This is a genomic window from Natronolimnobius sp. AArcel1 (assembly GCF_011043775.1).
GTDB lineage: Archaea > Halobacteriota > Halobacteria > Halobacteriales > Natrialbaceae > Natronolimnobius.
The window spans coordinates 520,399-544,109 of sequence record NZ_JAAKXY010000004.1 but is presented as its reverse complement, the minus strand read 5'-3'; the positions used below and the strand labels follow the sequence as shown (position 1 = coordinate 544,109).

27 protein-coding genes and 1 tRNA gene are annotated in these 23,711 nt (G+C 61.3%); 12 read left to right on the top strand and 16 right to left on the bottom strand.

The genetic code is table 11. The features are described 5' to 3' along the window. Positions 1-71: 71 nt before the first annotated feature. The 5 genes from G6M89_RS15080 to G6M89_RS15060 all read right to left on the bottom strand — a co-directional run bounded on the left by G6M89_RS15080 (position 72) and on the right by G6M89_RS15060 (position 3,726). Positions 72-1,151, bottom strand: coding sequence for a glycosyltransferase (locus G6M89_RS15080; protein ID WP_165162643.1), 1,080 nt, complete (start codon positions 1,149-1,151; stop codon positions 72-74). After that, positions 1,152-2,342, bottom strand: a complete 1,191-nt coding sequence (locus tag G6M89_RS15075; protein ID WP_165162642.1) for a glycosyltransferase family 4 protein — start codon at positions 2,340-2,342, stop codon at positions 1,152-1,154. A 280-nt stretch (positions 2,343-2,622) separates the two neighbouring features. Further along, a tRNA-Lys gene (locus tag G6M89_RS15070) sits at positions 2,623-2,696 on the bottom strand. 68 nt (positions 2,697-2,764) lie between these two features. After that, positions 2,765-3,481 carry a hypothetical protein gene (locus G6M89_RS15065; protein WP_165162641.1) on the bottom strand — a complete coding sequence of 239 codons (717 nt, stop codon included), beginning with the start codon at positions 3,479-3,481 and terminating at the stop codon, positions 2,765-2,767. A 95-nt stretch (positions 3,482-3,576) separates the two neighbouring features. After that, complete coding sequence (locus tag G6M89_RS15060; RefSeq protein WP_165162640.1) at positions 3,577-3,726, bottom strand: hypothetical protein; 150 nt, start codon at positions 3,724-3,726, stop codon at positions 3,577-3,579. 666 nt (positions 3,727-4,392) lie between these two features. Between G6M89_RS15060 and G6M89_RS15055 the strand changes: the two genes are divergently transcribed. The 7 genes from G6M89_RS15055 (at position 4,393) to G6M89_RS15025 (ending at position 8,291) form a co-directional block, all read left to right on the top strand. Beyond that, positions 4,393-4,683, top strand: coding sequence for a DUF6360 family protein (locus tag G6M89_RS15055; protein ID WP_165162638.1), 291 nt, complete (start codon positions 4,393-4,395; stop codon positions 4,681-4,683). 154 nt (positions 4,684-4,837) lie between these two features. Then, a complete protein-coding gene (locus tag G6M89_RS15050; RefSeq protein WP_165162637.1) occupies positions 4,838-5,332 on the top strand; it encodes a DUF892 family protein in 495 nt (164 codons plus the stop codon). Between the two features lie 103 nt (positions 5,333-5,435). Then, positions 5,436-5,942 (top strand): ribosomal protein S18-alanine N-acetyltransferase, encoded by a 507-nt coding sequence (gene rimI, locus G6M89_RS15045; protein ID WP_165162636.1) that lies wholly within the window; start codon positions 5,436-5,438, stop codon positions 5,940-5,942. 34 nt (positions 5,943-5,976) lie between these two features. Then, entirely contained in the window at positions 5,977-6,375 is a 399-nt protein-coding gene (locus G6M89_RS15040; protein ID WP_165162635.1) for a DUF5810 domain-containing protein, read from the top strand. 25 nt (positions 6,376-6,400) lie between these two features. Then, on the top strand, positions 6,401-6,814 hold the full coding sequence (locus G6M89_RS15035; protein ID WP_165162634.1) for a DUF5809 family protein: 414 nt from the start codon (positions 6,401-6,403) through the stop codon (positions 6,812-6,814). Positions 6,815-6,897: 83 nt separating this feature from the next. Further along, positions 6,898-7,509, top strand: a complete 612-nt coding sequence (locus G6M89_RS15030; RefSeq protein ID WP_165162633.1) for an NUDIX hydrolase — start codon at positions 6,898-6,900, stop codon at positions 7,507-7,509. A 404-nt stretch (positions 7,510-7,913) separates the two neighbouring features. Then, complete coding sequence (locus G6M89_RS15025) at positions 7,914-8,291, top strand: rhodanese-like domain-containing protein (RefSeq protein WP_165162632.1); 378 nt, start codon at positions 7,914-7,916, stop codon at positions 8,289-8,291. Positions 8,292-8,398: 107 nt separating this feature from the next. On the opposite strand, the gene yciH is transcribed toward G6M89_RS15025, so the two are convergent. From yciH to G6M89_RS15000, 5 genes are all read right to left on the bottom strand, one after another. Next, the gene (gene yciH / locus G6M89_RS15020) at positions 8,399-8,692 is read right to left on the bottom strand and encodes a stress response translation initiation inhibitor YciH (protein ID WP_004217450.1); all 294 of its coding nucleotides are present in this window, start codon (positions 8,690-8,692) and stop codon (positions 8,399-8,401) included. Between the two features lie 144 nt (positions 8,693-8,836). Further along, a complete protein-coding gene (locus tag G6M89_RS15015) occupies positions 8,837-11,230 on the bottom strand; it encodes a transglutaminaseTgpA domain-containing protein (RefSeq protein ID WP_165162631.1) in 2,394 nt (797 codons plus the stop codon). Beyond that, the gene (locus G6M89_RS15010; RefSeq protein ID WP_165162630.1) at positions 11,227-12,297 is read right to left on the bottom strand and encodes a DUF58 domain-containing protein; all 1,071 of its coding nucleotides are present in this window, start codon (positions 12,295-12,297) and stop codon (positions 11,227-11,229) included. The genes G6M89_RS15015 and G6M89_RS15010 overlap by 4 nt, the downstream gene beginning before the upstream one ends. A gap of 17 nt (positions 12,298-12,314) precedes the next feature. Further along, positions 12,315-13,346 (bottom strand): MoxR family ATPase, encoded by a 1,032-nt coding sequence (locus tag G6M89_RS15005; RefSeq protein WP_165162629.1) that lies wholly within the window; start codon positions 13,344-13,346, stop codon positions 12,315-12,317. A 276-nt stretch (positions 13,347-13,622) separates the two neighbouring features. After that, complete coding sequence (locus G6M89_RS15000) at positions 13,623-13,817, bottom strand: cold-shock protein (RefSeq protein ID WP_165162628.1); 195 nt, start codon at positions 13,815-13,817, stop codon at positions 13,623-13,625. 130 nt (positions 13,818-13,947) lie between these two features. Between G6M89_RS15000 and G6M89_RS14995 the strand changes: the two genes are divergently transcribed. Then, positions 13,948-14,490 (top strand): D-lyxose/D-mannose family sugar isomerase, encoded by a 543-nt coding sequence (locus G6M89_RS14995; protein WP_165162627.1) that lies wholly within the window; start codon positions 13,948-13,950, stop codon positions 14,488-14,490. Positions 14,491-14,521: 31 nt separating this feature from the next. On the opposite strand, the gene G6M89_RS14990 is transcribed toward G6M89_RS14995, so the two are convergent. Next, entirely contained in the window at positions 14,522-15,607 is a 1,086-nt protein-coding gene (locus tag G6M89_RS14990) for an ATP-binding protein (protein ID WP_165162626.1), read from the bottom strand. A gap of 140 nt (positions 15,608-15,747) precedes the next feature. Here G6M89_RS14990 and G6M89_RS14985 point away from each other — a divergent pair, with 140 nt between their 5' ends. Further along, complete coding sequence (locus tag G6M89_RS14985; protein ID WP_165162625.1) at positions 15,748-16,719, top strand: mannonate dehydratase; 972 nt, start codon at positions 15,748-15,750, stop codon at positions 16,717-16,719. 36 nt (positions 16,720-16,755) lie between these two features. Here G6M89_RS14985 and G6M89_RS14980 read toward each other — a convergent pair whose 3' ends face one another. Beyond that, a complete protein-coding gene (locus G6M89_RS14980) occupies positions 16,756-17,004 on the bottom strand; it encodes a hypothetical protein (protein ID WP_165162624.1) in 249 nt (82 codons plus the stop codon). Positions 17,005-17,130: 126 nt separating this feature from the next. On the opposite strand from G6M89_RS14980, the gene G6M89_RS14975 reads away from it, so the two are divergent. After that, positions 17,131-17,325: a hypothetical protein gene (locus tag G6M89_RS14975; RefSeq protein ID WP_165162623.1), complete on the top strand. Its 195-nt coding sequence runs from the start codon at positions 17,131-17,133 to the stop codon at positions 17,323-17,325. A gap of 18 nt (positions 17,326-17,343) precedes the next feature. On the opposite strand, the gene G6M89_RS14970 is transcribed toward G6M89_RS14975, so the two are convergent. Both G6M89_RS14970 and G6M89_RS14965 read right to left on the bottom strand, forming a co-directional pair. Continuing rightward, positions 17,344-18,363, bottom strand: a complete 1,020-nt coding sequence (locus G6M89_RS14970) for a 5,10-methylenetetrahydromethanopterin reductase (RefSeq protein ID WP_165162622.1) — start codon at positions 18,361-18,363, stop codon at positions 17,344-17,346. Then, a complete protein-coding gene (locus G6M89_RS14965; protein ID WP_165162621.1) occupies positions 18,363-19,145 on the bottom strand; it encodes a coenzyme F420-0:L-glutamate ligase in 783 nt (260 codons plus the stop codon). Before G6M89_RS14965 ends, G6M89_RS14970 begins: the two co-directional genes overlap by 1 nt. Positions 19,146-19,287: 142 nt before the next feature. Between G6M89_RS14965 and G6M89_RS14960 the strand changes: the two genes are divergently transcribed. Then, positions 19,288-19,659, top strand: coding sequence for a helix-turn-helix domain-containing protein (locus G6M89_RS14960; protein WP_165162620.1), 372 nt, complete (start codon positions 19,288-19,290; stop codon positions 19,657-19,659). Then, positions 19,656-19,988 (top strand): type II toxin-antitoxin system PemK/MazF family toxin, encoded by a 333-nt coding sequence (locus tag G6M89_RS14955; protein WP_165162619.1) that lies wholly within the window; start codon positions 19,656-19,658, stop codon positions 19,986-19,988. The genes G6M89_RS14960 and G6M89_RS14955 overlap by 4 nt, the downstream gene beginning before the upstream one ends. A gap of 28 nt (positions 19,989-20,016) precedes the next feature. On the opposite strand, the gene G6M89_RS14950 is transcribed toward G6M89_RS14955, so the two are convergent. Together G6M89_RS14950 and G6M89_RS14945 are read right to left on the bottom strand one after the other, a co-directional pair. Continuing rightward, on the bottom strand, positions 20,017-21,603 hold the full coding sequence (locus tag G6M89_RS14950) for a hydantoinase B/oxoprolinase family protein (RefSeq protein WP_165162618.1): 1,587 nt from the start codon (positions 21,601-21,603) through the stop codon (positions 20,017-20,019). Then, the gene (locus G6M89_RS14945) at positions 21,600-23,672 is read right to left on the bottom strand and encodes a hydantoinase/oxoprolinase family protein (protein WP_165162735.1); all 2,073 of its coding nucleotides are present in this window, start codon (positions 23,670-23,672) and stop codon (positions 21,600-21,602) included. Before G6M89_RS14945 ends, G6M89_RS14950 begins: the two co-directional genes overlap by 4 nt. Between the last annotated feature and the right edge of the window lie 39 nt (positions 23,673-23,711).

The following is a 23,711-nucleotide window of genomic DNA, read 5'->3' as shown; positions in this document are numbered from 1 at the left end:
GTTGTTCATTTTTCGAACACCGGCATTCGAGCGCGTCGTTCCTCGGGCATATCTCTGGTCCCAGCACGCTGTCACTCCGAGGAAAGTTTCGTGAATGCGTCTTGAAGTTGTGCTCCAATAACTGATCGAGCATTCTCCCGTTCGACGCGTTCTCTGGCGTTTGTACCGAGTTGCTCTCGTGTGTGTTCATCCTCGAGCAGTTCGATCACTGCGTGTGTGAGCTGGCCATCAGCTGTAGGATCGATCAACCGCCCGGTTTCGCCGTCAGTAATCTGATCGCGCATGCCAAGAGCGTCGTTCGCGACGACTGGGAGTCCACAGCCCTGTGCCTCGAGGACGACGTTCGGGTAGCCATCGAGATACGAGATGTAAACGAGCACGTCTGCGTTGGCGTAGAGACTGGCAATATCATCAACAAATCCGGCGACGGTAATGCGCTCGCGGAGCGCAGGATCACAGTGTCGCTCGACGTACTGTCGGAGCGGCGCTTCAAACCGCCCGCCGCCTGCGATGACGTATCGGGCCGACTGGCGGCGCTCGAGAACGGTTTGGATGCCCTCGAGTGCATCACAAATACCGTCGAACTTGCGCTTGAACGCAAGATTCGTGACCGAGAGGATTAGTTCGCCGTCCGATGCGTTTGCTGGCGTCGCCGTGAACGCGTCCGGCCGGAACGGAACGGGAACAACAGCGACCTCATGGGCGCCGAAGAGGCCACGCTCGCAGTAGCGGGTCTTGAGTTCGCTGGAAACCATGATTGCGCCCGTCGCAGCCGAGATGATTCGTCTGTTCATCACGTTTGTTACTCGGTGACTCATTTGCCCCGCAATTGACCCGACAGTTCGGTTACTCGCAACCTGATCGTCAACGACATCGCCGATTTTGTCGCCGACAAGCCTGACGAGAATCGACGTTCCGGCACGCTTCGCGGCGGCCCAGGCGGCCAGACCGGGAACATCGTACACGTCGATCACGACGATATCGGCAGATGCCGTTGCAATCGCCTGATGGACCCGCCGGTATGTATCGACGAACCGATGACCGACACTAGCAGACGGATCAACTCGAACCGTCGAAAACGAGGCCCCGACAGCTTCGAGTGGCTCAATTACCTCCCAGGGTCGACGCGCAGTCACGACGAGTGGGTGCATCTATCCGTCCTCGAGTGCGGCGCGGTGGAGTCGTTCCATTCGTTCGGCGTGAGCCGCCCAGGTCCAGCCCTCTGTTTGCAGTCGCTGCCTGCCGTGTTCACCCAATTCACGTAGTCGGTCTCTGTCTGCGAGGAGTTCTATGAGTGCGTCCCGAAGCGCATCGACGTCGCGTGGCGGGATGAGCGTGCCCGTTTCGCCGTCGACGACTTGCTCGGGGATGCCACCGACTGTCGTCGACAGAACGGCGGTCTCTGCAGCCATCGCCTCGTAGATGACCGTTGGTCGCCCCTCCGCATGGCTCGGGAGTAACAACAGATCCGCCATCGCGAAGTACTCCCTGAGCGCGTCGGTCGACAGTCCCTGATGGATCTCGACGCGATCCTCGAGTCCGGCATCGGCGACTGTCTCCTCGAGGTCATTCCGCAACTCGCCTTGATGGCCGACAAACGCGAAATGCGCTGTTTCGTCCTCGAGTGTTGGGAGTACGTCCATGATCTCTTCGAGGCCTTTGCGCTCGATAAACAGGCCACAGAAGAGGACGAACGGCTCGTCGGTCGGAATACCGTTTTCGCGACGCAACGACTCTGCTCGCGTCGTCGGGAAGTTCTCCGGGTCCGCCCCAATCGGAAAGAGCGTCGTCTCGGCTTTAGGGACGATCTCCGTGGCTCGCTCCTCGAGTGCGTGGCTCACACAGAGAACCTGCTCAGCGTGACTGATCGTCTCGCGAATCTTCGCTTGCACGCCGCTGGTGAACTCGTCGTACTCGTTGAGAATCGAGCCATGGGCGACGACGAACAGCGGAATATCGTGGTCGCGCGAGTACTCGAGGAAGCCGTAGCCGTCGATGTAGATGTGGCAGGCATGGATTACGTCGGGGACGCCGAACGTCTGCTCGGCGTAGGCCGGCACGCGTTTCGCAAACGAGTTTCCCGAAGTCCCGTAGAACAGGCGCTTCGGGATGCCATAGAAGAATCGCGGTCGATGGACGTCGTAGCCGTCGAACGACTCCACACGTGGAATCTTGCGATAGTTGGAGTACGGCCCGACCGGTGGTGCGAACGGTCGCGGTGAGACGACGTTGAAGCCGACATCCCGCTTGCAGAACGCCTCGAACGACCGGGCGTTCCACAGCCCGGAGTACGGGTTCAGCTCTTCGGGATGATGTGTCGCCGTCGCGAGTACTGAATACATTTACGCAATCACTTCGTAAGATCACCAGCACGCTCTATTGAATTTTTTGCTCGAGAGATGGTGAAATATCGGTGTGCTCGAGTGAGACCGTAGCGAGCGGCACCAATGGTTCTGGCGGCAGTGGTTCTTGCAGACCTATTCGGTGCTAAGGTGGGCCGGGCGCGATTATGAACTACGCAGAGACGTTCCAGTTCGCTCGCTGCGCTCGCTCACGGGCTGCGACTCGTCTAGTTCAAATCGCGGTGGCCGCTTTACTCCTCACGTGTGTTCGTCGCAAAAGCGGGCCGGGCGCGATTTGAACACGCGACCGTCTGGTTAAAAGCCAGACGCTCTGCCAGACTGAGCTACCGGCCCTCACGTGCTACTTTTGGTGAGAAGTGGTTAAACGTTTTCTTTCGTCACGCCCGCTGTGAGTGTGTGACTTACTCCTCGAAATGCGTCTCGAGGGCGTCTGTGACGATCGATCCGGGTTCGATATCCTCGATCGAAGCCTGTTGGCGCAGATCGCGGTACGTCGCCGGGGAGAGTCGCACGGTAAACTCGCCGAGGACGACGCCGTGGTCGATGAGGGCCGCTTCGATTGGCGTGCCGTCGTTGACGGCGCTGGCGACGCTGCGTACCTCGCGAACGGTCAGGTCACCGTCGATTGCCGCCCAGGCGAGCAGGAGTCGGGCTTCACCGGCGACGCGGGCAATGTGCTTGGCAGCGGTCGGCGCGATCTTGCCGATTGCGACCTGTTTTCGGACGGAGCGTGGTAAGTCGTGTACGCGTGCCCATTTGCGGATAAACGAGACGGTCGCGTCGTCGCCAGCCCGTTCCGCGGCAGCTTTGTAGGAGCCCTCGCCACGGACGAGCGCTGCACAGGCGGCTGCACCGCGGAGCATAAACAAGTGATCGTCACCGGTTTTGCCACCCGCAAAATCACGAACAGTGTCAGCGGCCGCTGCGAGACTCTCCGGGTCGTCAGGATCGAACTGGACGGCTTCGCGAGCACGGCTCCCAGCAACCGATTCATCGCCTCGGATAACCGGCGCCCCGACAGGAGACTCTCGGTCCGTTGGTATTGAGCGATCGCGAGATGTAGCCGGCCCCGTCCCGTCGCTCTTGCGGGAACGGTCTCCGGACCGATTATCAGCCATAGGTGTGGTTACGTGTGTGGATGTTAAAAACCTCGCTCTGGAAACGGAGCGTCAATCCGTTCCCTACTGTCACTTCGGGCAAGATGCGTGGCGGCTTAGCGGTTCTCCGCACGCTTTTCCGAGAGGTGCTCCCAGATCTCCGTGCAGCCTGCCCCCTCCTCGATATCCTCGAGATGGGCATCATCGCGTTCCGATTCCTCGTCTTCCAGTGGTCGTTCCGCGTTCCGTTCAGCCGCGTCAGTCATGAAAATCCATACGAACGCTAGCTTCTTAACCATCTCCTCGCCTGCAAACAATACCCTGGCTCTGCCATAACGGATAGATATGCCTCTATCTCGGTCCGTTCGATTCGCCGAGAAATTGACTACTGTCGTGTACTGTGAGTGCTCTGGCCCACTGACAGCAATTAGGCTGTGAGACGCGTGTCTCGAGATTTATGAACAGCGCACCCCGTCACTCCGGATAGACAGACGCAATTGACGAGATGGTTGTCGACAGCCAGCCAGTGTCCCTGCTGTTGTCGGTACGCTCGAGGCCACTGTGTCCCGTTGCCGTGAGCCTGCGCTTTGGCGTCGACGAATAGCAATCCAGTCTCTGGTGGCCTGAACGTCGAGAGTTTCTCGAGCGAGCGGATCGCTGTGCGCTTGTTTCAGTCCTCTCTCGCCATCTCACGTGTGTTTTGGTGGGATTTTCACGCTTCGGTGAACGTCTCTCCTCGAGCTGGCAGCAGTATATGGGGCAATATTCTCCGGTAGATGGCACGCTGAAAGTGTTTATTTCACAACTCGAGTGTGCCTTTCGGGGCCAGAGGCAGCTCCGTGTGCTGTCGGTGCGACCACAGACAGTTGTGGTTGCATCAGAATTGCGTGCCATCCGTTCGTATATACGACTTCGGGTTGTCCATCTCGAGTATGTCAAACCGATTTATTTCGGTCACCGCCAGCACGACGCTTGATTACGTGACTGCGAGTGCGACTGGAGAATCGTTCGACTGGGACTCTATCGCCGTCGTCAACGCGACGACGGACCGAACAAATCCCGACTGCGTTCGACTGCAGACTGAACTGGACAACGTAAACGAGACCCATTTTCCACAGCATCTGGTCGAACTCGAGTTGACGCCGTCACAAGCACGGACGCTGGCAGCGGACCTCGAGGCGCATGCAGACCACGTTGAGTCTATGACCGATGAGTCTGCATAGCCGCAGTTTCACGAGAGTCCTGTTTCGGCTGAAAGAGACAATTCTGGTCACAGAGTGCGTACCGCGCCCGATCTCTTGGTGAGAGGACTGACACCTGCCGTCGCAGGCTGGCGACTTTTTCGCCTCACTGGTGAACGACTGTCTTGGAGCAACCATGAGCATGGACACTATCCACGACCTGTTTGAGCACGGTCTCGAAGACATCTACCACGCTGAACACGAACTGCTCGATGCGCTCGAGGATCTCGAGCACAACACGGAACACGAGGAAATTGCGAGCGCGTTCGCCGAACACCGCACGGAGACCGAACATCAGATCGAGCGACTCGAGGAGGTCTTCGAGATGGTCGGTGAACCACCGGAGAAAGAAGAGTGTGAGGGAATCAAGGGACTGATCGAGGAGTACGAGGAGTTCGAATCGATGGATCCTGCCCAGGAGGTGATGGACTATCACAACATGGCGGCCGCCGAAAAGACCGAACACTACGAAATCGCTGCCTATGGCAACCTGATCCCGCTGGCAGACCAACTCGGGATGGACGACGCTGCAGACCTCCTTGAGGAGAACCTTCGCGAGGAACAGGACGCTCTCGAGGAACTCAAAGAACTGACTGAGGAGTTCGAAATCAGCGCGATTCCGGCGGAGTAACGCTCGCTCGAATCGGTGGGTACTCCAGCGGCAAGCGAGGTGACTGATCGCCCACTGCGCTGGCTGCCCATCGTTTTTAATGCCTGAACGCTAACTCCCTACTGTGACTACTTCGCGTCCGAGTGATCGGACGAACAATGGCGGTGACGAGCGTGTTGGGCCCGTTATCCGTCCGGCAGAACGGGCTGACTTGCTCGCGGTCGTCCGAATTGAGGACGCCTCGTTCGCACAGCCCTGGCCCTACGACGCGTTTGAGCGCTTTCTCGGCGAACCCGGTTTTCTCGTCGCGACGCCGGCCGATTCAGACGCTAGTGTCCTTGGCTACATCGTTTCCGACAGCTCGGTGACCTACGGGCGAACACTCGGACACGTCAAAGACATCGCTGTCCACCCTGACCGCCGCGGGAGCGGCGTCGGTTCCGCACTGTTGCGTCACTCGATTGCCGTCCTCGCCGCACGCGGGGCTGAGACTATCAAACTCGAGGTTCGCCGATCGAACGAGGGAGCCAAACGGCTCTATCGCTCGTTTGGCTTCGAGCCACTGCGACGCGTGCCCGGTTATTACGAGGATGGCGAGGATGCCATCATCATGCTCCACAAACTCGAGTGAGTGCGTTTTTACCGACGCGAGACGTTGGTCTGGTATGGGATATGCCTGCCCGGTCTGTGCTGCCGAACAGGCGGACGCGAAACACCTCGCGAATCACCTTGCCGTCACTGCCTCGTTAGGCCGCGACAACCACCGAGAGTGGCTCGAGGAGCATGCACCGTCATGGGGCGAGTGCACACCCGAGGAACTCGGCGAGATCGTCAGCCAGCATGCTGACGAAATCGAGACACCGGAGTTCGACGACCATGGCCACGGTCACGATCATGGTCGACCCGGCGGGCTCGAGGAGGGACTGGCACAACAGAGTCAACAGCCGGGACGCGGCTCGTTGACGGCCGAAGCGGAGAGCGTTCTGCAGGAGGCCCACGAACTCACGCGACAGATGCAGTCCGACGATGGGGACACAGACGGCGACGCAAACGAAAACGCGTAACTGCTCGCCGGGTGTGCGTCCAGCCATGCACACCGTGGGAATGTTCACCCCAGCCTCGGCCGAGGATGCACGACAGCGCTATGAGACCGTCGGCGCGCCGGCTCAGACTGTCGTCCGCGAAGTCGCCCGTGCGATGGAGTTCGACCGCGAGGAGTACACCAGCCGCGTCACGGGTGATGTCGTCGAAACCGCTCGTGACGCACTCTTTGCGAGCTTACTCGAGGTGCATGTCGGCACTTGTGCGGAGTACGACCAGTGGCATGCGGACTACGAGGGCGAGGTTGTTGAAGCCGGTCACGAAAACGTCGATAACGTCGTTTGGCATGCTGGTCCGGACGGGACTGCTGTTGCAGCGACCTTTCAGAACGAAGAAGACGCTGCCGTTGCCACCCTGCGTCGACAGGCGTTTGGCCGCATCTATCGCGACCTCGTCGCATAATCTCCGCTCATAGCGCACGGCTAACCAGCAGTGGCTGTCGCCGCGACCGCCACGTATTATCGACTCGAGTCCATGACACTACTATGGCTCTTCCAGACGACTGGGCGCTTCTCGAGGAAGTCACGGAGTATGAGACCTCTTGGTACGACGGCGGCTACGATCGCTACGAGCAGCCTGATGGCTCTGAAAAGCGCTACTACTGGGCGTCGTTACCGCCTGCTGTGGTCGTCGTTGCCCGCCTCGAGAGCGACCAGGTTGCAACGGTCAAGACAGGCTCAGATGGCGGAACGGGGCGCGCCGACCCTGTCGACCCCGATGAAGACCACCTCCTGTTCGTCGAGCAGTTTCGGCCACCGATCCGTGAAACACACCTCGAGTTACCTGCGGGAGTTGTCGAAGAAGGTGAGTCCTACACGCAGGCAGCAGCGCGCGAACTCGAGGAAGAGACTGGCTTTCGTCCCTCGAGTACGGCGTTGCTTCAAGAGTACGCCGTCGCCACCGGGCTGTTGCGCCATGATCGGGCCGTCGTCTACGCTGAGGGACTCGAACTCGGCGAGCAAGAGCACGACAGTAACGAGTTTCTCGAGGTGTGGACTGTGCCAGTGAGTGACGCCCTCGAGCGTGCTCGCGCCCAGCCGGCGAACGACTCGACTGTTTCGGCACTGTTACTCGCACAGAATGACCAGTTGCTTTGAGTGACCTGTCTTAGGTCGTTGTCGCCTGGCGATATTTCTGATACTGGTAAGCGATCAGTATTACTAATGCGGCCAACAGGTTTAATCCGATACGTCCGAAAGCGTGTACTGGCGAGGGATGGGGGTCCGCTGTCGTTGCCCAACCGTTCGACACGCGGCCGTATCCTCGCCACACACGCGGTCCGTCGTCACGCGTATCCGAGAGATGGATTGATTCTCTCGGCGCTGACACCGTGCGGGCCGATTCAGCGGTGGACAGCCGCTGACACGACACCACCTGCCAACTCCGATCATCTGTCGGGGAGTTGCCGGTTTTTCACCGGCTTTTACTGTTGTCACTGAAAGAGTTGTGAGACCGCGCGGGACCCGTGGGCTTATTCACTCCGCGTTCAAAGACGGACTAAATGGACGGCGAAATCAGCACTGACGAGGTCAACGACCTGCTCGAGGCCGAGACGGATGAGTCCGTTCGCATTGTCGATATCCGCAATGAGACGAGTTTTGCACACAGCCATATCCCTGGGAGCGAGAACGTCCCGTTTCAGGAACTCACGAGTCGCGTCGATGAGTTCGCAGACGCAGACCGAATCATCACTGTCTGCCCACACGGCAAAGCCAGCGTTCAGGCCGCTCAGTTGATCGGCTCCTATGAGGGTAGTGCCGACGCCACCGTCGAGAGCATGGCTGGCGGTCTCGAGGAGTACGGGTTGAAGTATGGCCTCGTCAAGGACACAGCAGACGACGCTGCAGCATCAGAGTCGGGTCCTGAATCCCCATTCTAAGCGGTTCAGGTAGGGTTGTCACTCGAGCATTGCGTGTGTGAAAACGCGGTAGTTAGTGAGTCGAGGCGCGATCTGGAGTTCGGAAGTCGTCTCAGATCATCACGGGCTCATGCAACGTTGAAGCCGCGATCCCGAAGGAATTCTTCGATGCGGCCGGTGTGGTTGCCTTGGAGTTCGATTTGGCCGTCCTCGACGGTGCCACCACAGGCGAACTTTGATTTGAGATCCGACGAGAGACTGTCCAGATCGACATCCTTCGGGTCGAATCCTTCGACGATCGTTACCTCTTTACCGTATCTGCGCTCGTCAATGCGGATATTGAGTTGCTGTTGCCCCTTGGCCACGTCCTCGCAGACGCAGAGTTCCTCGGGCAGCCCGCACGTCGAGCAGACTTCCGACATTACGTTCCATGGTACGAAATGGACATATTAAACACTATCGGGAAGATCACGCTCGAGTGCGTTCTGTTATGAGCCATCCGTCACGACGGTGTTCCTCGAGTCCTCGCTGGAGTCTATTGTCACTCTCGGCGCGGTGAGAGCGAGTTACTCGTCCGGAGGGGGCGACCGAGAGCCGATTCCGGGCAGCCGTTCTCGAGCAAGTCCGTCGACTGCCTCGATCGCGGCGGTCGCCTCTGCATGGGTGATGCCAGCCCCGTAGACGGCTCGCTCGTAACACTCGAGAACCTTCGCAGTCCGCTCATCGTCGGCCAGTGTGGAGTCAGTATTCTCGGTCGCTGACAGCGCTGTGAGGTACTGGCGCGGTGACTCTGACGGCCGACGCGGACGATAGTCGCGGGCGAGTAAGCCCTCGAGTCGGTCAAACGCGCGCTCGGCGTCACGGGTGGGCTCGGTTCGGCGGCCGTGCCAGTACAGGCCAAGGGTGCGTCGAAGCCGAGTCGTCGCATCGATGCGGTGGACACCAGCGACGACCCCGAACAGCATGACGGCCAGGAGCGCGGCAGTCTCGCGTGTCAGTGAAATTCGCTCGGCCAAACTGTGATCGGCCGTGTCGGTCGCACTGCCGTGTTCGCCTGCAGCGCCGCTGCCAGCTTCGGATTCCTCTTGTGAGGTGTTCTCACCCTCAGTTTCTTCCTCCTCCGGTGCTGTTTCGGGATCCGTTTCGTTCGCTTCCTCCTCTGATTCGGGGTCATCAGGATCGGTTTCGGACTCGTTTTCCGAGTGCTCGTCTTGGCCGTCCGGCACGTTTGGCTCCTCGAGACTGTCTTCGTCGTCGGTGATCGGGACATCCTCGCTCTCGTCAGTGTCGATATCGGTTTGTCCGGTGTTTCGTGCGTCTACGAGCTCGGCGTCGTGGGTTTGGTCTCGGTCACTTGGTGGCGTCGGTTCGAACTCGACCCAGCCATGGTCTGGGAAGTAGACCTCAACCCAGGCGTGGGCGTCCAATCCGCGGACAACGTACTCGTTCTCTGAAACCTCCTGGCCGCTCGTATAGCCCGAGACGTATCGTGCGGGGATGTCCTCGCTGCGAAGCATCTGGGTCATCGCCGTCGCAAAGTAGACACAGTAGCCCTCGTCCATCTCGAGAAGGAACTCATCGGCGACATCGCCATCGGGTCTATCGACCTCGAGTGAGTAGTCTTTCGACGTTCGCAGGTACTGTTCAATGGCCGTCGCCGTTTCGTACGGCGTCTCAGCATCCGCTGTGATGTCGGCGGTGTATGCGTGGAACTCATCAGAGAGCGTTTCAGGTGTCTGCAGATAGTGATCTGTCACGTCCTCGGGGTAGGCAGTTCCGGCAGCGTTCAACGTCGTCGGGTCGTCGTTGGGGATTGCACTTTCTGCGATGTATTGGTCGCCTTCGAGCAGCGTCGTGGACGGATGTGGCTGGTCGTGCTCAGAGAGGTCAGCGTATTGGGCGGCCTCGTCTTCGAGTCCAACCAACTGCGGTGCGACTGGCATGACATCCAGTTCTGTCTCAGCGGTGACGCGGTGGGGGACTACTGTTGCCGTCCCTGCTGGTGGTTCGAGGCTGTCGAAGTCCTGTGACTGTTGGCCCGAGCGAACCCACTCGTCACCAGTATACCGGTCATAGACTCCGGTTCGCCAGTACGACTCCTGTGGTGATTCGACGGTAAACCGAACTTCGGGCGAGAGTTCGACTGACCCGCTGATCCCGGAGCGCTCGGGCGAGGAGTCGATCGTTCCCTCGAGTGTGCTCTGTCCGGTCTCAGCGCCGCTTCCACTGACCGCATCGGGCGTCGTCTCACCGCCGGGAACGAGTGTCACCGACAGCGAGAGGACAATAATCACTGCGAACAGGACCGCAAGCAGATCCGCCTGTGCAATCGCCCCACCGCGGGATTCGAGTTCGCCGAAGCCGACGGCACCGATCGCAGCGAGCACGCCGAGCAGCGTCACGCCCGTCCCGGCATCGCCGGTCAGCACGAGAAATAGCAGTGCAAAGCCACCGGGAAGCACACTCAGGCCGTACCGGCCGCGCATGGCGAGATACCACGAGAGAAAGACCGGGCCGGGCGCAAAGCCAAGCGTCCAGAGACCAGCCTCGACCATCCGCATGATCTCGAGGCCGGTCGCGAGCAACAACACGTCGCCAAGCAGGTCGCCAGTTGCCTCGGTGAGCACCCCCACGCCGACGCCGCTGGCCTCGAGATAGTAGCCAAAGCCGGCCCCAGCCGCGATGAGCGCCGCAAGGAGTGCCGTTCGCGGGCGGATCAGCCGGGCGAGAACTGTTGCAACGACGAGCATGACAGCGACGAGCATGAACAATGACTGCGTGCCGCCGACGACGCGCGTGACATCGCGCAAGACGCTCACGTACGTTGCCGTCAACACGAGCACACAGCCGAGTGCAAGCAGTCGGAACGTTTCGGCCTCAATTTCACCGTCCGTTCCGATCGTGACCGAGCGCTCGCTCCCGCTCGAGTTGGTGCTTGGTGACCCAGATTCGGTACTCACGCGATCACCCCCGATTCTCGAGTGCGATCTGTTGAGCCGGGAGCACGGTCGCGCTCGCGTGGATGTATCAATCGTGGGAACGGAATCGTTCGCTCATCGGTTTCGACGCGAATCTCTCGCCAGTCGCCGGTAATGCGGATATCTGCGGCCTCTCGGTCGCCATCCGTCAGTTCCTCGCCCCTCGCGACCGCGAGGACGCTCAGTAGCTCGCGTCGATGGCTGTGAGTCGTCCCCGGCGTCAGTCGCGTGCCATCGACGGTCAGTCCAACCTGTCGGTCGTGCTCGAGCAGGTAAGCTGCAACGCTGGCAACGGCGCGGGCAAACTGCTCAGAGTGGTCGTCACACTCGGCAGCGATTGTGATCGACCCAGCCGCGCCGTCGTCGCGATACTCGGTGACAACGAGGTCATCGCCGGGGCGCTTGGCCGCAGACTTCCAGTGAACGTCTCGGAGCGAGTCGCCGCGTTCGTACTCACGCAGGTGGTCGAACTCCTCGCGATCTGGTGCGCCCGCGGCGTTTTCGATGGCGTGAAGATCGCCGGTCGTCTCGCTGTGAAGGTCGTAAATGTAGGGATAGACGAGCACTGTCGTCGTCTCTGTGTATGCAAACGTGCGCGTGATCAGCCCGAAGACGTCCGAGACGGTGATCGTCATCGGACCGACAACCCGCTCGCCGCGTTCTTCGAGGTCGATATCGTAGGTTAGGGTCTCCGTGCCGTTGATCGTTGTTGAGACTGACACGGTGTCAGCGTTGGTCCCGGCAGCAGTATCGCCGTTCGTTACCAGCGAAAGCCCGTCGCCGACCGTCTCGACGATATCCGCAGAGACAGTGCCACCACACTCGAGGCGACACGCGACCGATCGGGTTTCACCGACAGCGCCATCGGCGACTCGCTGTCGGTGGACGGCCGGGCGATCGACGCGAACCGTCAAAAGCACACCAGTCACGAAAACGACCACGAGTGGGGTGACAACGGCGTTTAACGCCCGCGGCCCGTGGTGCCAACTCAGCGCAAACGCACCGACAAGGACAGCGAGGACGGTCCAGCCTCTGTAGGTCAATCGCATGGTGGGTCTCGGTACTGTTACTGGTCGGGGGCCTCGACGGCGACGCGCTCGAGGGCCTCGCTGACGATTGTGGCCCCATCGCGGTCGTGGTCATCGACGCGAATCCGGTGGCTCAGGACGGCCGGCGCTTCGGCCTGAACGTCGTCGGGGAGGACGTACTCTCGGCCGTCTGTGACAGCGCGAGCCTGTGCGCCACGCAGCAGCGCAATCGTTCCGCGTGGACTGACACCGATGCGTGCCTGTTCACGCGTGTAGCCGACGAGCCGCGTCGCATACTCTCTGACCGGTTGGGCGACGCGGGCGTTCGCAACGGTCTCGCGTGCGCGAACGATCGTCTCGCGGTCAGTAACCGACTCGAGTGAGTCGATCGGATGATCGCCGATGGTTCGCCCGAGCAACTCGGCTTCTTCCTCGGGCGTCGGATAGCCGAGATGGAGCTTCTTCATGAACCGATCGAGTTCCGCCAGTGGCAACGCGTAGGTCTGATTCGGCTCGACGGCGTTCTGTGTCGCGATCACAGTAAAGGGATCCGGGAGCGGGTGTGTGTTGCCGTCGACGGTGACCTGGCGTTCCTCCATGGCCTCGAGTAAGGCGGATTGTGTCTTCGGTGGCGCACGATTGATCTCGTCGCCAAGGACGATGTTGCCGAAGACGGGACCAGGTTGGAACTCGAACTCGCGGTCTTTCTGATTAAAAACGTTGACGCCGGTTACGTCCGTGGGTAACAGATCGGGTGTAAACTGCACACGCCGGAACGTACAGTCGATCGAGGTCGCAATTGCTCGCGCGAGCATTGTCTTGCCGACGCCGGGAACATCATCGAGTAAGACGTGTCCGCGCGCGAGCAACGCGATTGTAACGTGCTCGATGACGTCCTCGTGGCCGACAATAACCTGTGAAACGTTCGCTTCGATGTCGTCACGAAGCGCGGCAACCTCGGCCACCGAAAGCGGGTCGTCGCTGTCAGTGGCTTCCGCTCCGCGAAACTCGGCGGTTGCACTCTCAGCCCCGGCGTGTGGCGACGCAGGTGTCGGATCTGGGTCAGTCATCGGCGCAGTACCAACTCGAGGAGGGCGGTCGGCTGGATAGACGGCACATCGATAACACTGGTCGTCTGTCTCCGTTTCAGGGGTTGGTAAATATATGCCTTGTGTCAACCTATGTATTTGAACGCTGCAATTGCCGACCCATATATTCAAGCCACTCGTCACCGAGTGCGTGAGAGCGATGTGCCACTTCGTATCGTTTCACACCGTCAACTACCGGTAGAACGCTGATGCTGCGGGTTCGTAATGATCAGAAAACGATACCTCGACTAACTCAGCTTACAGTCGTTCGACGTTCGTCGCGCGTGGGCCTTTATCGGCCTGCTCGATGTCGAACTCGACTTCTTGGCCTTCCTCGAGATCGGGTCCGCCGACGTCTTCCATGTGGAAGAAGACGTCGTCGTCCGAATCCTCGCTTTCGATGAAACCGTAACCGCCAGTGTCGTTGAAGAATGCGACCGTACCTTTCGCCATTGCATGTCACTAGACCCACGACTAAAATATAAATGTTCGGGGCACACGTGACGGGCTCGGATCGTTCGCGCCACAATTGACGCAGGCGAACCCGCCGGCTTTTTTGTGATATCCGTGCGAGTCATACCCGATGACCGCCGATCCCACACGAGAAACCGTCAAACAGCGCGCACTCGACCTCATCGCAGATGCCGGCATCGTCCTGACCGAAGACGAACAGTCCGACCTCGAGGTCGTCGATTTCGGCTTCAATGACCTCGAGACCATCGGCACACAGATCCACACCTACGTCAACACGGATCGCTACTGTGCGAAAGAACTCGTCCAGTTGCCTGGCCAGACCTGTCCCGAGCACCGTCATCCGCCGTTTGACGGCACGCCCGGAAAACAGGAGACGTTCCGCTGTCGTGCGGGCACCGTCTCGCTGTTCGTCGAGGGCGAACCGACCGACGAGCCGACCGTCGAACCGCCGTCGCGCGAGGAGCACTATACTGCTGCAAAGGAAATCGTCCTCGAGGCCGGCGATCAGTATACGATTCCGCCGGATACGAACCACTGGTTCAAAGGCCACGATGAAGGAGCCGTCATTTCGGAGTTTTCTTCGACAAGCGTCGACGAAAAGGATGTCTTTACCGATCCGAAAGTCGACCGCCTCTCTGGGATTGACTACTGAAAGGCGACAGGAACGGGCCTCAAGCCAGCGATCACGCGTCCGCCGCTGGCAGCGTAAACGAGAACGTCGAGCCGTCGCCGAGGGCAGAGGAAACCCAGATCTCGCCCCCGTGTCGTTCGACGATCCGTTTACAGAGTGCGAGGCCGATTCCTGTCCCGTTGTACTCCTCGTGGCTGTGGAGTCGCTGGAACACCTCAAACACCCGGTCCGTCTCGTCCGGATCAATACCAATTCCCTCGTCACTGATCGAAATGACCCACTCGTCTCCTTCACGGTGGGCGCTAATCGACACCTGTGGCGTCTGCTCACCACTGTACGTGATGGCGTTATCTAACAGGTTCTGGAAGAGTTGACGAAGTTGGCTGGGGTCTCCGTTGACGGTCGGCAACGACTCGGCAGTGATTTCAACATCGGTTTCTTCGATCTGAATCTCGAGATCGGTCAGTACATCGTCCAACACGGCCTCGAGCGCAACCGAATCGAAGGATGCCCCCTGCGTTTCAACTCTGGAGTAGGCAAGCAGTCCCTCGATCATAGCTTCCATCCGTCGGGCACCGTCGACGGCGAACTCAATGAATTCCTCGGCATCCTCGTCGAGTTCGTCGGCGTACCGCTGCTCGAGCAGTTGCAGGTAACTCGTGACCATCCGGAGTGGCTCCTGTAAGTCGTGGGAGGCGACGTAGGCGAACTGCTGGAGGCGCTCGTTGGACGCTTCTAACTGCCGCTGGTACTGGTAGCGATCAGTGATATCGAAGTGTGCGACAGCGACGAATCGCTGCCCATCCTCGGTGAACTGCGCTGCCCGCATGAGAAACCACCGCTGCGTTTCGGGCGAGTGACACGGATACTCGAGTTCGAAGAGTTCTCGCTCGCCCGATAGAATCTCGGCTAACCCGGCGGCTGCCGTTTGTGCCGTCTCTGTCTCCGCCTGTCTGGTGATCTCGAGATAGTTAGTCCCGATTGTATCGGGCCGAATGTCGATGTCGTTAGCCTCGCCGAACGCTTGCCAGGCGTCGTTCGTGTACAGGATCGTCCCATCGCTATCGAGGATGGCAAAATTGATCGGGAGTGTTTCGACGGCCGCTGGAATGAGCGTTTCCGGCTCCCGAAAGTCCATACCGTGTACAATTGCGTGTCGGAAAAAACGCTGGTCCCTACACATCTAGTCACCTACGGTGCTGTCGCAGAGACGGCTTGCTTCACTCAGCGACTCTCGCGCTTGGTAAGATATATACAAGCGGACTCAAATCGCTCGCTATGGTCACACCATCCCTTATTCTGCCGCGCCAGCCAGACGAGCGCTGGCAGCAGGCCAAACAACTCGGCGTCGACAGCGTCGTCGTCCACACTCTCGAAATCGGCGACAACCAGAGTCAGTGGACATACGACGAACTTCGAGCGATGCAAAACTGGTTCGTCGACGCCGGCCTCACCATCGACGTCATCGAAGGCAGCGTCCCGATCCCGGATCGCGTCCGCCTCGGCGAGGAGGGCCGCGATGCAGACATCGAGGTGTTCAAACAGTTCCTGCGGGACTGTGGCGACGTCGGCATCCCAGTCGTTTGCTACGACTGGATGGCCGGCACCCGCTGGGCGCGCACCGAAGCCCACCTCGAGTCCCGCGGCGGCTCCTACGTCACCGGCTTCGACAACGACAAACTCGGCTCACCCGACCACCGCGAGGCCGCCGACGTCACCGCCGACCAGCTCTGGGAGGCCCTCGAGTACTTCCTCGAGGAGGTCACGCCAGTCGCCGAAGAAGCCGGCGTCAAACTCGGGCTCCATCCTGATGACCCGCCCCGCGAATCGCTTGGCGACATGCCACGCATCATCAACAGCCCTGAGGCCTACCAGCGCGTGGTCGATAGCTACGACAGCGAGCACAACGGGATCACGTTCTGTCAGGGCAACTTCGCTGCGATGGGCGTCGACATCCCTGAGACGATCGAACGCTTCGGCGAGAAGATCAACTTCATCCACTTCCGCGACGTGGAGGGTGACCGCGACCGCTTTGTTGAAACCTGGCACGATGACGGCCCGACGGACATGTTCGCCGCCATGCACGCCTACGAGACCCACGTCGATGACGACGTGCCGATGCGTCCCGACCACGTCCCGACGATGGCCGGCGAGGACAACTCGAACCCTGGCTACCACATGCTCGGTCGGCTGTTCGCCATCGGCTACATGCGCGGCCTTCGCGAAGGCAGTCAGGCCCTCGAGAACTAAGCCGGACCGCGTCACTTCTCCCGGTTTCGACGCTTCCTACCAGTCTTTGCAGTCTGGGCAGACGAACACGTCATCGTCTTTCCAGACGCGCTCACTGTCCGTCTCACAGCGAGCACAGACGTACTCGCCCCAGGCGTACGTCGCAAGTGCACTCGCCGAGTCGCTCTCTACTGATGACCTCATCGGCTCCGCGTCGCTCTCGTTTTCGTTTTCGTCCTCGCCTGAGTCGTCTCCAGACTCTGCTGGCTCACGGCTGAAATCGGAGAGTCGTGCATCATCGCTCATACACTCACAGATGAACGGATCGCGTTTAGGACCACCGGCATGCCGTGGTCGTCTGGTGCGCGTGCACGGGCACATCCTCGAGTCTGGACCGGCACCGCCAAGTACCATCGTTTGCAACCTCTACACATGGACACCACCGTTCCACTCAACGTCATCATCGACAACATCATTGAGATGAACGAACACTTCATGGAAGTCGCAATGGGCGATGGCCTTGCACCGCTGCTCGTCCTCGTTGGGACGCTCCTTGTCGTCTTCTCGCTCGGCGTCTTCGGCGTGTTGACCCTCGGTGCCGTCGGCAGCCTCTTTACGTCGAACTGACGCCCACCGCTCGGATTTTCATCGCTCGTTTGCACGCTCGAGCGCCTCGCTCGCGCGTTTGATCCCGTCCTCGAGGTCCGGCCCAATCGGCGAGCCGACGACGATGCCGTCGACGAACTCGAGGGCGGCTTCGAACTGCTCGGCCACCGTCTCCGTGGTCCCCGCGATACAGAACGCGTCGATCATCTCGGGTGTGACGCAGCCGAACGCCTCGCCGAGTTCGCCCCGTTCCAAGGCGTCGCTCACTGCCTCGGCGGCTTCGCGGTCGATTTCGTGGCGCTCGAGTACTGGTTCGGCCGCTGCACCCGCGATAAAGGCGACGGGCGGGCGAGCTGCCTCGCGTGCCTCGTCTTCGGCGGCGGCAACGCTGACCGACGCGAATGCGAGTGATTCGAACGCACCGTGTTCTTCGGGTCGCTCCTCGAGTCCCTGCTCAATCTGACCCGCCGCCCACTCGAGATCGCGCGGATGCGCCGCGTTGATCAGGACGCCGTCGGCGTGTTTCGCACTCATCCGCAGCATGTGTGGTCCCTGCGCGCCGACGTAGACCGGCAGTTCGCACGCCTCGAGATTCAACGAGGCGTCTTTTGCGGTGAAAGTACCGTCGTGACTGACTGTCTCGCCCGCCCAGAGGTCCCGTGCAACATCGAACGTCTCGAGGACGCGCCGGAGTGGCCGGTCGTGCTCGACGCCGAGATTCGATAGCGCGGAGCGGTCGCCAGCGCCGATGCCGAAGACGCCGCGCCCGTCGCTGACCTCGTCAATCGTCGCCGCCTGTGCAGCGAGTCGTACGGGATGGGTCTCGTAGGGGTTGACCACACCCGGACCCAGCCGAATGTCGTCGGTTGCACTTGCCATCTGCGAGAGCGCAACGAACGGATCGCGATTGAAGTAGTGGCTGCTCGAGAGCGCCAGATCGAACCCTTCCGTTTCGGCGAGCGCGGCCAGTTCGGCAATCTCCTCGAGTGGATGCTCGGGTGTGAGTTCGATGCCCCAGGTCGGTGCGTCGCCGTCGGTCTGTGTGTTCTTGCCCGCCATTAGGCACCACCCTTCCAGTCCCACTCACGAAGCGCTTGCCGAACGAGGTCGTCCTCAACCGAGCGGAACAGTTCGTCGCTGCCCTCGAGATCGCCGAACTCCCAGTCGCTGACGACGACGGCGGGTACGCCGTCTGCGCCCTCACCAGTTACCAGATTCGCCGCCGAGGAGAGTTCGTCGACCACGGATTGAACCGTGACCTCGAGTTCGTCGCCGTCACGGTCCACCTCGCCGCGCCAGTCACGGCTCGCGGGCATGCCTGCCCAGCCGAGTGCAACCCCACGCTGGCCGTGGCGGAACGGGCGGCCGCAGGTGTCCGTGACGATTACGGCGATATCGTCGTGGCCGTGTTCCGCGAGTCCTTCGCGAATGCGCTCGGCGCTTTTCGCCGGTCGCTTCGGCAGGAGCAACAGGTCGTGTCCCGGCACGTTCGACTGGTCGATCCCCGCGTTGACGCAGATATGGCCAAACCGGGTTTCGGTGAGCAAGAACGGACAGTCGATCAGGAGTTCGGTGCTCTCCTCGAGCACCGCCTGGGCGAATCGCGGGTCTTTCTCCTCGTCCGTGAGGTCGCCAATTGTATCCGCGATTTCCTGTGCCCGCGCGCTGACTGGGTACTCCTCGAGGTCTGCCACGCGCCCCTCGGCTTTCGAGACGATTGTGCTCGCGACGGTGAGTACGTCGCCTGACTCGAGGTCGTCGCCGGCCCGGTCCGCGATCAGTGCGGCGAGGTCGTCGCCGGGACGGATCTCGGGCAGGTCCGTCACTGGCGTAAGTTCCATACCGGAGGGTGGGCGAGCGGCGTCAAAAGGGCACCGTCACCGGCATCTCCAGAACAGGTGTGACTAGTTGCTGTTGGCACTCTAGGAGACAACCATCAAAAACAGGAAAACAGCCATACGTTCCAAACACGTATACTGATACATGCCGATCGATATCGAGACGTTCGAACGAGAGTCTGAATTCGATTCTGGAACGACGAACGCAGAGCAAATACTCTCGTTTCTCCTGTCTAACGATGATAAAGCGTTTCGTCGGCGAGAGATAGCCGACACAACGGATATCGACCCAAATGCTGTCAGTGCAGTACTCAGTCGACTGAAAGAGCGCGACCTCGTCCGGCACAAGCCACCGTACTGGGCCGCCGGTGATCAAGAACGGATTCGGTCGGCCGTCGATTTCAGCCGCAGCCTCGAGACACTGAACGATACCCTCGGTTCCGAGGACATGGATGCATGGCGCGCCGCCAGTGCTGATAGATCGCATCCGGCCGAGCGTGAGGACGAGACGGAATGAAGTACGAACGCGGTGATGTAGTCGAGGCAGGCGATCCGTTTAATGAGGAGAAAACGAGCCGTCCCTTCGTCATACTCAACACTGATGCGCATCCATTCGATGGTGAACAGTACGTTGCAGTAACGTTCACAACCCAAACATGGTACGACGAAACGATTCCGGTTACCAACGACGACTTTCTCGAGGGTGGGCTCCCGAAGCAGAGCTTTCTCGTCCCGTGGGGAGTCGTCTCACTACCGCACAGCGATATTCGAGAGTGGTTTGGCCGCATCGACTCTGGACCGCTGGATGAAACGGTCGATCAACTCGTCACGTACCTACGGGCGTAACGGCCGCGAATCTCGTCTCTTCGAGCCCTCACTCCTCGTCCGTTTCAGGCTCTCCGTGTCCGCCGCCGCCGGGCGTCCGCACAGTCACTGTGGTCCCCGCCTCCACGTCGACGGTCGTCTTCGCGGGCATGGACTCGCCGTCGATTAGATTCTCGCCGACTGCGCCGTCTTCGCCGCCCGCGACGCCTTTCGGTGCGTGACGGCGGCGCTCGGTCAACAACGAAACCGTCGCATCTGACTCGAGGGTGACGCTGCGCTCGATGCCCATCCCGCCACGGAATCGGCCGCGGCCGCCACTTCCCTCGCGCAGCGCGTAGCGCTCGACCCGAAGTGGGTACTCGGCCTCGAGGGATTCGACGGGCGTGTTCAGGGTGTTGGTCATGCCGACCTGCACGCCATCCATGCCGTCTTTGTCGGGGCGTGCGCCGAAGCCGCCGCCGATGGTCTCGTAGTAGGTAAACGAGCCGTCACGGCCGCCGATAGTGAGGTTGTTCATGGTTCCCTGGCCCTGCGCTGGCACGCGGTCGGGTGCGGCCTGTGCGAGTGCGGCAAAGACCACGTCCGTCACGCGCTGGCTGGTTTCGACGTTGCCGCCGACCACGGCGGCTGGCGGCTCAGGATTTAATAGAGTTCCCTCGGGTGCGTGCACGTCAACGGGCTCGTAACACCCCTCGTTCGGCGGGATTTCGGGATCTGTGAGACAGCGCACGACGAAGTAGACCGCGCTTGTTGCGACCGCGAGTGGCGCGTTACAGTTACCCGCGAGCTGGTCGGCCGTGCCCGTGAAATCGACCTCGAGTGTCGCGCCGTTGACCGTCACCGCTGCGCATATTTCGATGTCTTCGTCGGTGACGCCGTCGCCCTCGAGCACGTCGGTCGCCCGATAGGTGCCATCTGGCAGTGCCTCGAGTTCCGATTCGATTCGCTCGCGCGAGTAGTCGATGACGGCGGAAAAACCCTCGAGAACTGTCTCGCGGCTGTGTTCGGAAATGAGGCTCTCGAGGCGCTCGCTGGCGCGTTCGTTTGCGGCTCGCTGGGCTCTGAGGTCGGCCCGTCGCTCGCGTGGATTGCGGACGTTCGCGAGGATCAGCGAGCGTACGTCCTCGCGTGTCTCACCACCCGCGACGAGTCGCGTTGGGGGCAATCGGAGTCCCTCCTGGTAGATCTCTTGTGCGCCGGCGGGCATGCTTCCGGGGGTCATCCCGCCAACGTCTGCGTGGTGGGCGCGGGAGACGGCGTAGCCGACGATTTCGCTCGCGTCGCCTTCTTCGCCGTCCGTACCGACGCTCAGCGGCGAGACCATCGTCACGTCCGGCAGGTGCGTCCCACCCGCGAACGGGTCGTTGAGCACGAACACGTCGCCCGGTTCGGGGTCGCACTTGAGGACCGCGTCGACGGCCGCGGGCATCGCCCCCAGATGCACCGGAATGTGCTCGGCCTGGGCGATCATCCGGCCCTCGGCGTCGAACAGCGCCGTCGAGCAGTCCCGGCGTTCCTTGATGTTCGGCGAGTACGCACCCCGGATGAGCGTTTGGCCCATCTCCTCGGCGACGCTCTCGAGTTGGTTTCGCAAGACCTCGAGCGTCACCGGATCGATTGATGAGCGTTCGGTCATCGGTCGCCCACCTCCGTCTCGTCCGCACGAGTCAAAACGAGCGTCCCGTTGGCCAGCAGTTCGCCCGTCCACGACGGCGGGACGACGGTCGTACTTTCGGCCTGCTCGAGAATTGCCGGCCCCGCGAGCGTTGCTCCCGCCTCGAGTCGATCACGGTCGTAGACCGCGGTTTCTCGGGAGTCGTCGCCGGTTTCCGGAAAGTACGCCTCGCGCGTTCCGACGCGTGCGTCGCCCGCGCCGTCGTGGTGGATGGTCGGTTCCTCGCCCGGAACCGTTGCCGTCGCGCGCAGGTTGACGATTTCCATTGCCTCCTCGAGTGCATAGCCGTAGGCGCGCTCGTGAGCCTGATGGAAGCGCTCGGCGACGGTCTCGAGATCGAGTGACTCATCGACGGAAACGATCAACTCGAAACTCTGGCCGGCGTAGCGACAGTCCGCAGCGCGTTCGACCTGTGCGGCGTCGGGGTCCGAGGCCTCTGTGAGCACGTCCGCGACGAGGTCGTCGTAGACGGCCTCGAGTGTCTCTGACTCTGCAGCATCCAGTTGTGAGCCGACCGTCCGAACGGCGTCGTAGCTCTCGTCGGCCGCCAGCAGACCGAACGCAGAGAGGACGCCGCCGGGTCGCGGGACGACGACGCGCCCGATCTCGAGGGCATCGGCCAGCGTTGTGGCGTGCATCGGCCCCGCGCCGCCGAAGCCCACCAGCGCAAACTCGCGCGGATCGTGGCCGCGTTCGACCGTCACCGCGCGGATTGTTCGTGTCATCGTCGCGTTCGCAACGCGATAGACGCCGCGGGCGGCCTCGAGCGCGCCGTCTAAGTCGGCTTCGTCTGCGAGTCGCTCGAGGGCCTCGCGGGCAGCGTCGATGTCGAGAGTTATCTCACCGCCCAGTGCGGTTTCGGGGCCGATGTAGCCGAGGACGACGTTTGCGTCGGTGACGGTCGGCTCGGTGCCGCCGTTGCCGTAGCAGACTGGCCCCGGATCGGCACCCGCAGAGCGGGGGCCAACCCGGAGCGCGCCGCCGCCGTCGACCCAGGCAATCGAGCCACCGCCCGCGCCGACGGTGTTCACGTCGACCATCGGCGTTCGGATCGGAATGCCGTCGATTTCGGCGTCCGTGGTCCGTTCCGCCTGCCCGTCGCGGACGAGGCTCACGTCGCTCGAGGTGCCGCCCATATCGAAGGTGACCAGCCCCTCGAGCGAGACCCCATCCTTGCTCTCTGCACCGCGCTCGTCTGCGTCGACTGTCGCTCCTGCGCCCACGACGCCTGCTGCGGGACCGGAGAGAACCGTCGTGACGGCATGTTCACGGACGGTTTCGGGATCTGCGATGCCGCCGTTTGCCTGCATAATTCGCGGGGCTGGCAGTCCGTCCTCGCGTGCGTGCTCGACCAGTCGGCCGACGTAGTCGTCGATTGCCGGTCGCACGTAGGCATCGACCGCCGTCGTCGACGTGCGTTCGAACTCGCGAAACTCCGCGAGCACCTCGTGGGAGGCCGAAACCGGGACTTCGAGTTCCTCGCGTAGAACCTCGGCAACGGCCTGTTCGTTCGCGGGGTCGGCGTAGGAGTGCAGCAGACAGACGGCGACGGACTCGATATCGCGCTCGCGGATGGTCGCTGCGAGGTCGCGGACCGCATCCGGATCGACCGCGCGCTCGAGGCCGTCGGTCGTCGTCCGCTCGTCGAGTTCAAACCGACGTTCACGTGGAACAAGCGTCTCGGGTTTTTCGGCCTCGAGATCGTACAGATGCGGCCGATTTTGGCGGCCGATCTCGAGGACATCCCGGAAGCCCTCGGTCGTCACGAGCGCGGTCTTCGCGCCGTCGCGCTCGAGGAGGGCGTTGACCGAGACGGTCATCGCGTGGGCGAACCCCTCGATCTCGTGGGGCTCGATGCCGGCGTCGGCACAGGCCTTGTCGATCCCCTCGAGGACGCCGCGATGCTGGGGGTCGGTCGTCGGCACTTTCGCGGTGACGAGTCGGTCGCCAACGGAGAGCGCCACGTCGGTGAACGTGCCGCCGACGTCGACGCCGATTCGGGCGTCGGTGGCGGTGGTGTCGATGGTCATGCTTCGGTCATCGAACGCGACCCGCGTATAGTTCACGCA

Bases quoted from the DNA above. Each gene is read 5' to 3' on its own strand.
- G6M89_RS15080 (WP_165162643.1), bottom strand. From the start codon at position 1,151: ATGCACCCACTCGTCGTGACTGCGCGTCGACCCTGGGAGGTAATTGAG.
- G6M89_RS15075 (WP_165162642.1), bottom strand. From the start codon at position 2,342: ATGTATTCAGTACTCGCGACGGCGACACATCATCCCGAAGAGCTGAAC.
- G6M89_RS15065 (WP_165162641.1), bottom strand. From the start codon at position 3,481: ATGGCTGATAATCGGTCCGGAGACCGTTCCCGCAAGAGCGACGGGACG.
- G6M89_RS15060 (WP_165162640.1), bottom strand. From the start codon at position 3,726: ATGACTGACGCGGCTGAACGGAACGCGGAACGACCACTGGAAGACGAG.
- G6M89_RS15055 (WP_165162638.1), top strand. From the start codon at position 4,393: ATGTCAAACCGATTTATTTCGGTCACCGCCAGCACGACGCTTGATTAC.
- G6M89_RS15050 (WP_165162637.1), top strand. From the start codon at position 4,838: ATGAGCATGGACACTATCCACGACCTGTTTGAGCACGGTCTCGAAGAC.
- G6M89_RS15040 (WP_165162635.1), top strand. From the start codon at position 5,977: ATGGGATATGCCTGCCCGGTCTGTGCTGCCGAACAGGCGGACGCGAAA.
- G6M89_RS15035 (WP_165162634.1), top strand. From the start codon at position 6,401: ATGCACACCGTGGGAATGTTCACCCCAGCCTCGGCCGAGGATGCACGA.
- G6M89_RS15030 (WP_165162633.1), top strand. From the start codon at position 6,898: ATGGCTCTTCCAGACGACTGGGCGCTTCTCGAGGAAGTCACGGAGTAT.
- G6M89_RS15025 (WP_165162632.1), top strand. From the start codon at position 7,914: ATGGACGGCGAAATCAGCACTGACGAGGTCAACGACCTGCTCGAGGCC.
- yciH (WP_004217450.1), bottom strand. From the start codon at position 8,692: ATGTCGGAAGTCTGCTCGACGTGCGGGCTGCCCGAGGAACTCTGCGTC.
- G6M89_RS15010 (WP_165162630.1), bottom strand. From the start codon at position 12,297: ATGCGATTGACCTACAGAGGCTGGACCGTCCTCGCTGTCCTTGTCGGT.
- G6M89_RS15005 (WP_165162629.1), bottom strand. From the start codon at position 13,346: ATGACTGACCCAGATCCGACACCTGCGTCGCCACACGCCGGGGCTGAG.
- G6M89_RS15000 (WP_165162628.1), bottom strand. From the start codon at position 13,817: ATGGCGAAAGGTACGGTCGCATTCTTCAACGACACTGGCGGTTACGGT.
- G6M89_RS14995 (WP_165162627.1), top strand. From the start codon at position 13,948: ATGACCGCCGATCCCACACGAGAAACCGTCAAACAGCGCGCACTCGAC.
- G6M89_RS14990 (WP_165162626.1), bottom strand. From the start codon at position 15,607: ATGGACTTTCGGGAGCCGGAAACGCTCATTCCAGCGGCCGTCGAAACA.
- G6M89_RS14985 (WP_165162625.1), top strand. From the start codon at position 15,748: ATGGTCACACCATCCCTTATTCTGCCGCGCCAGCCAGACGAGCGCTGG.
- G6M89_RS14980 (WP_165162624.1), bottom strand. From the start codon at position 17,004: ATGAGCGATGATGCACGACTCTCCGATTTCAGCCGTGAGCCAGCAGAG.
- G6M89_RS14975 (WP_165162623.1), top strand. From the start codon at position 17,131: ATGGACACCACCGTTCCACTCAACGTCATCATCGACAACATCATTGAG.
- G6M89_RS14970 (WP_165162622.1), bottom strand. From the start codon at position 18,363: ATGGCGGGCAAGAACACACAGACCGACGGCGACGCACCGACCTGGGGC.
- G6M89_RS14965 (WP_165162621.1), bottom strand. From the start codon at position 19,145: ATGGAACTTACGCCAGTGACGGACCTGCCCGAGATCCGTCCCGGCGAC.
- G6M89_RS14960 (WP_165162620.1), top strand. From the start codon at position 19,288: ATGCCGATCGATATCGAGACGTTCGAACGAGAGTCTGAATTCGATTCT.
- G6M89_RS14955 (WP_165162619.1), top strand. From the start codon at position 19,656: ATGAAGTACGAACGCGGTGATGTAGTCGAGGCAGGCGATCCGTTTAAT.
- G6M89_RS14950 (WP_165162618.1), bottom strand. From the start codon at position 21,603: ATGACCGAACGCTCATCAATCGATCCGGTGACGCTCGAGGTCTTGCGA.
- G6M89_RS14945 (WP_165162735.1), bottom strand. From the start codon at position 23,672: ATGACCATCGACACCACCGCCACCGACGCCCGAATCGGCGTCGACGTC.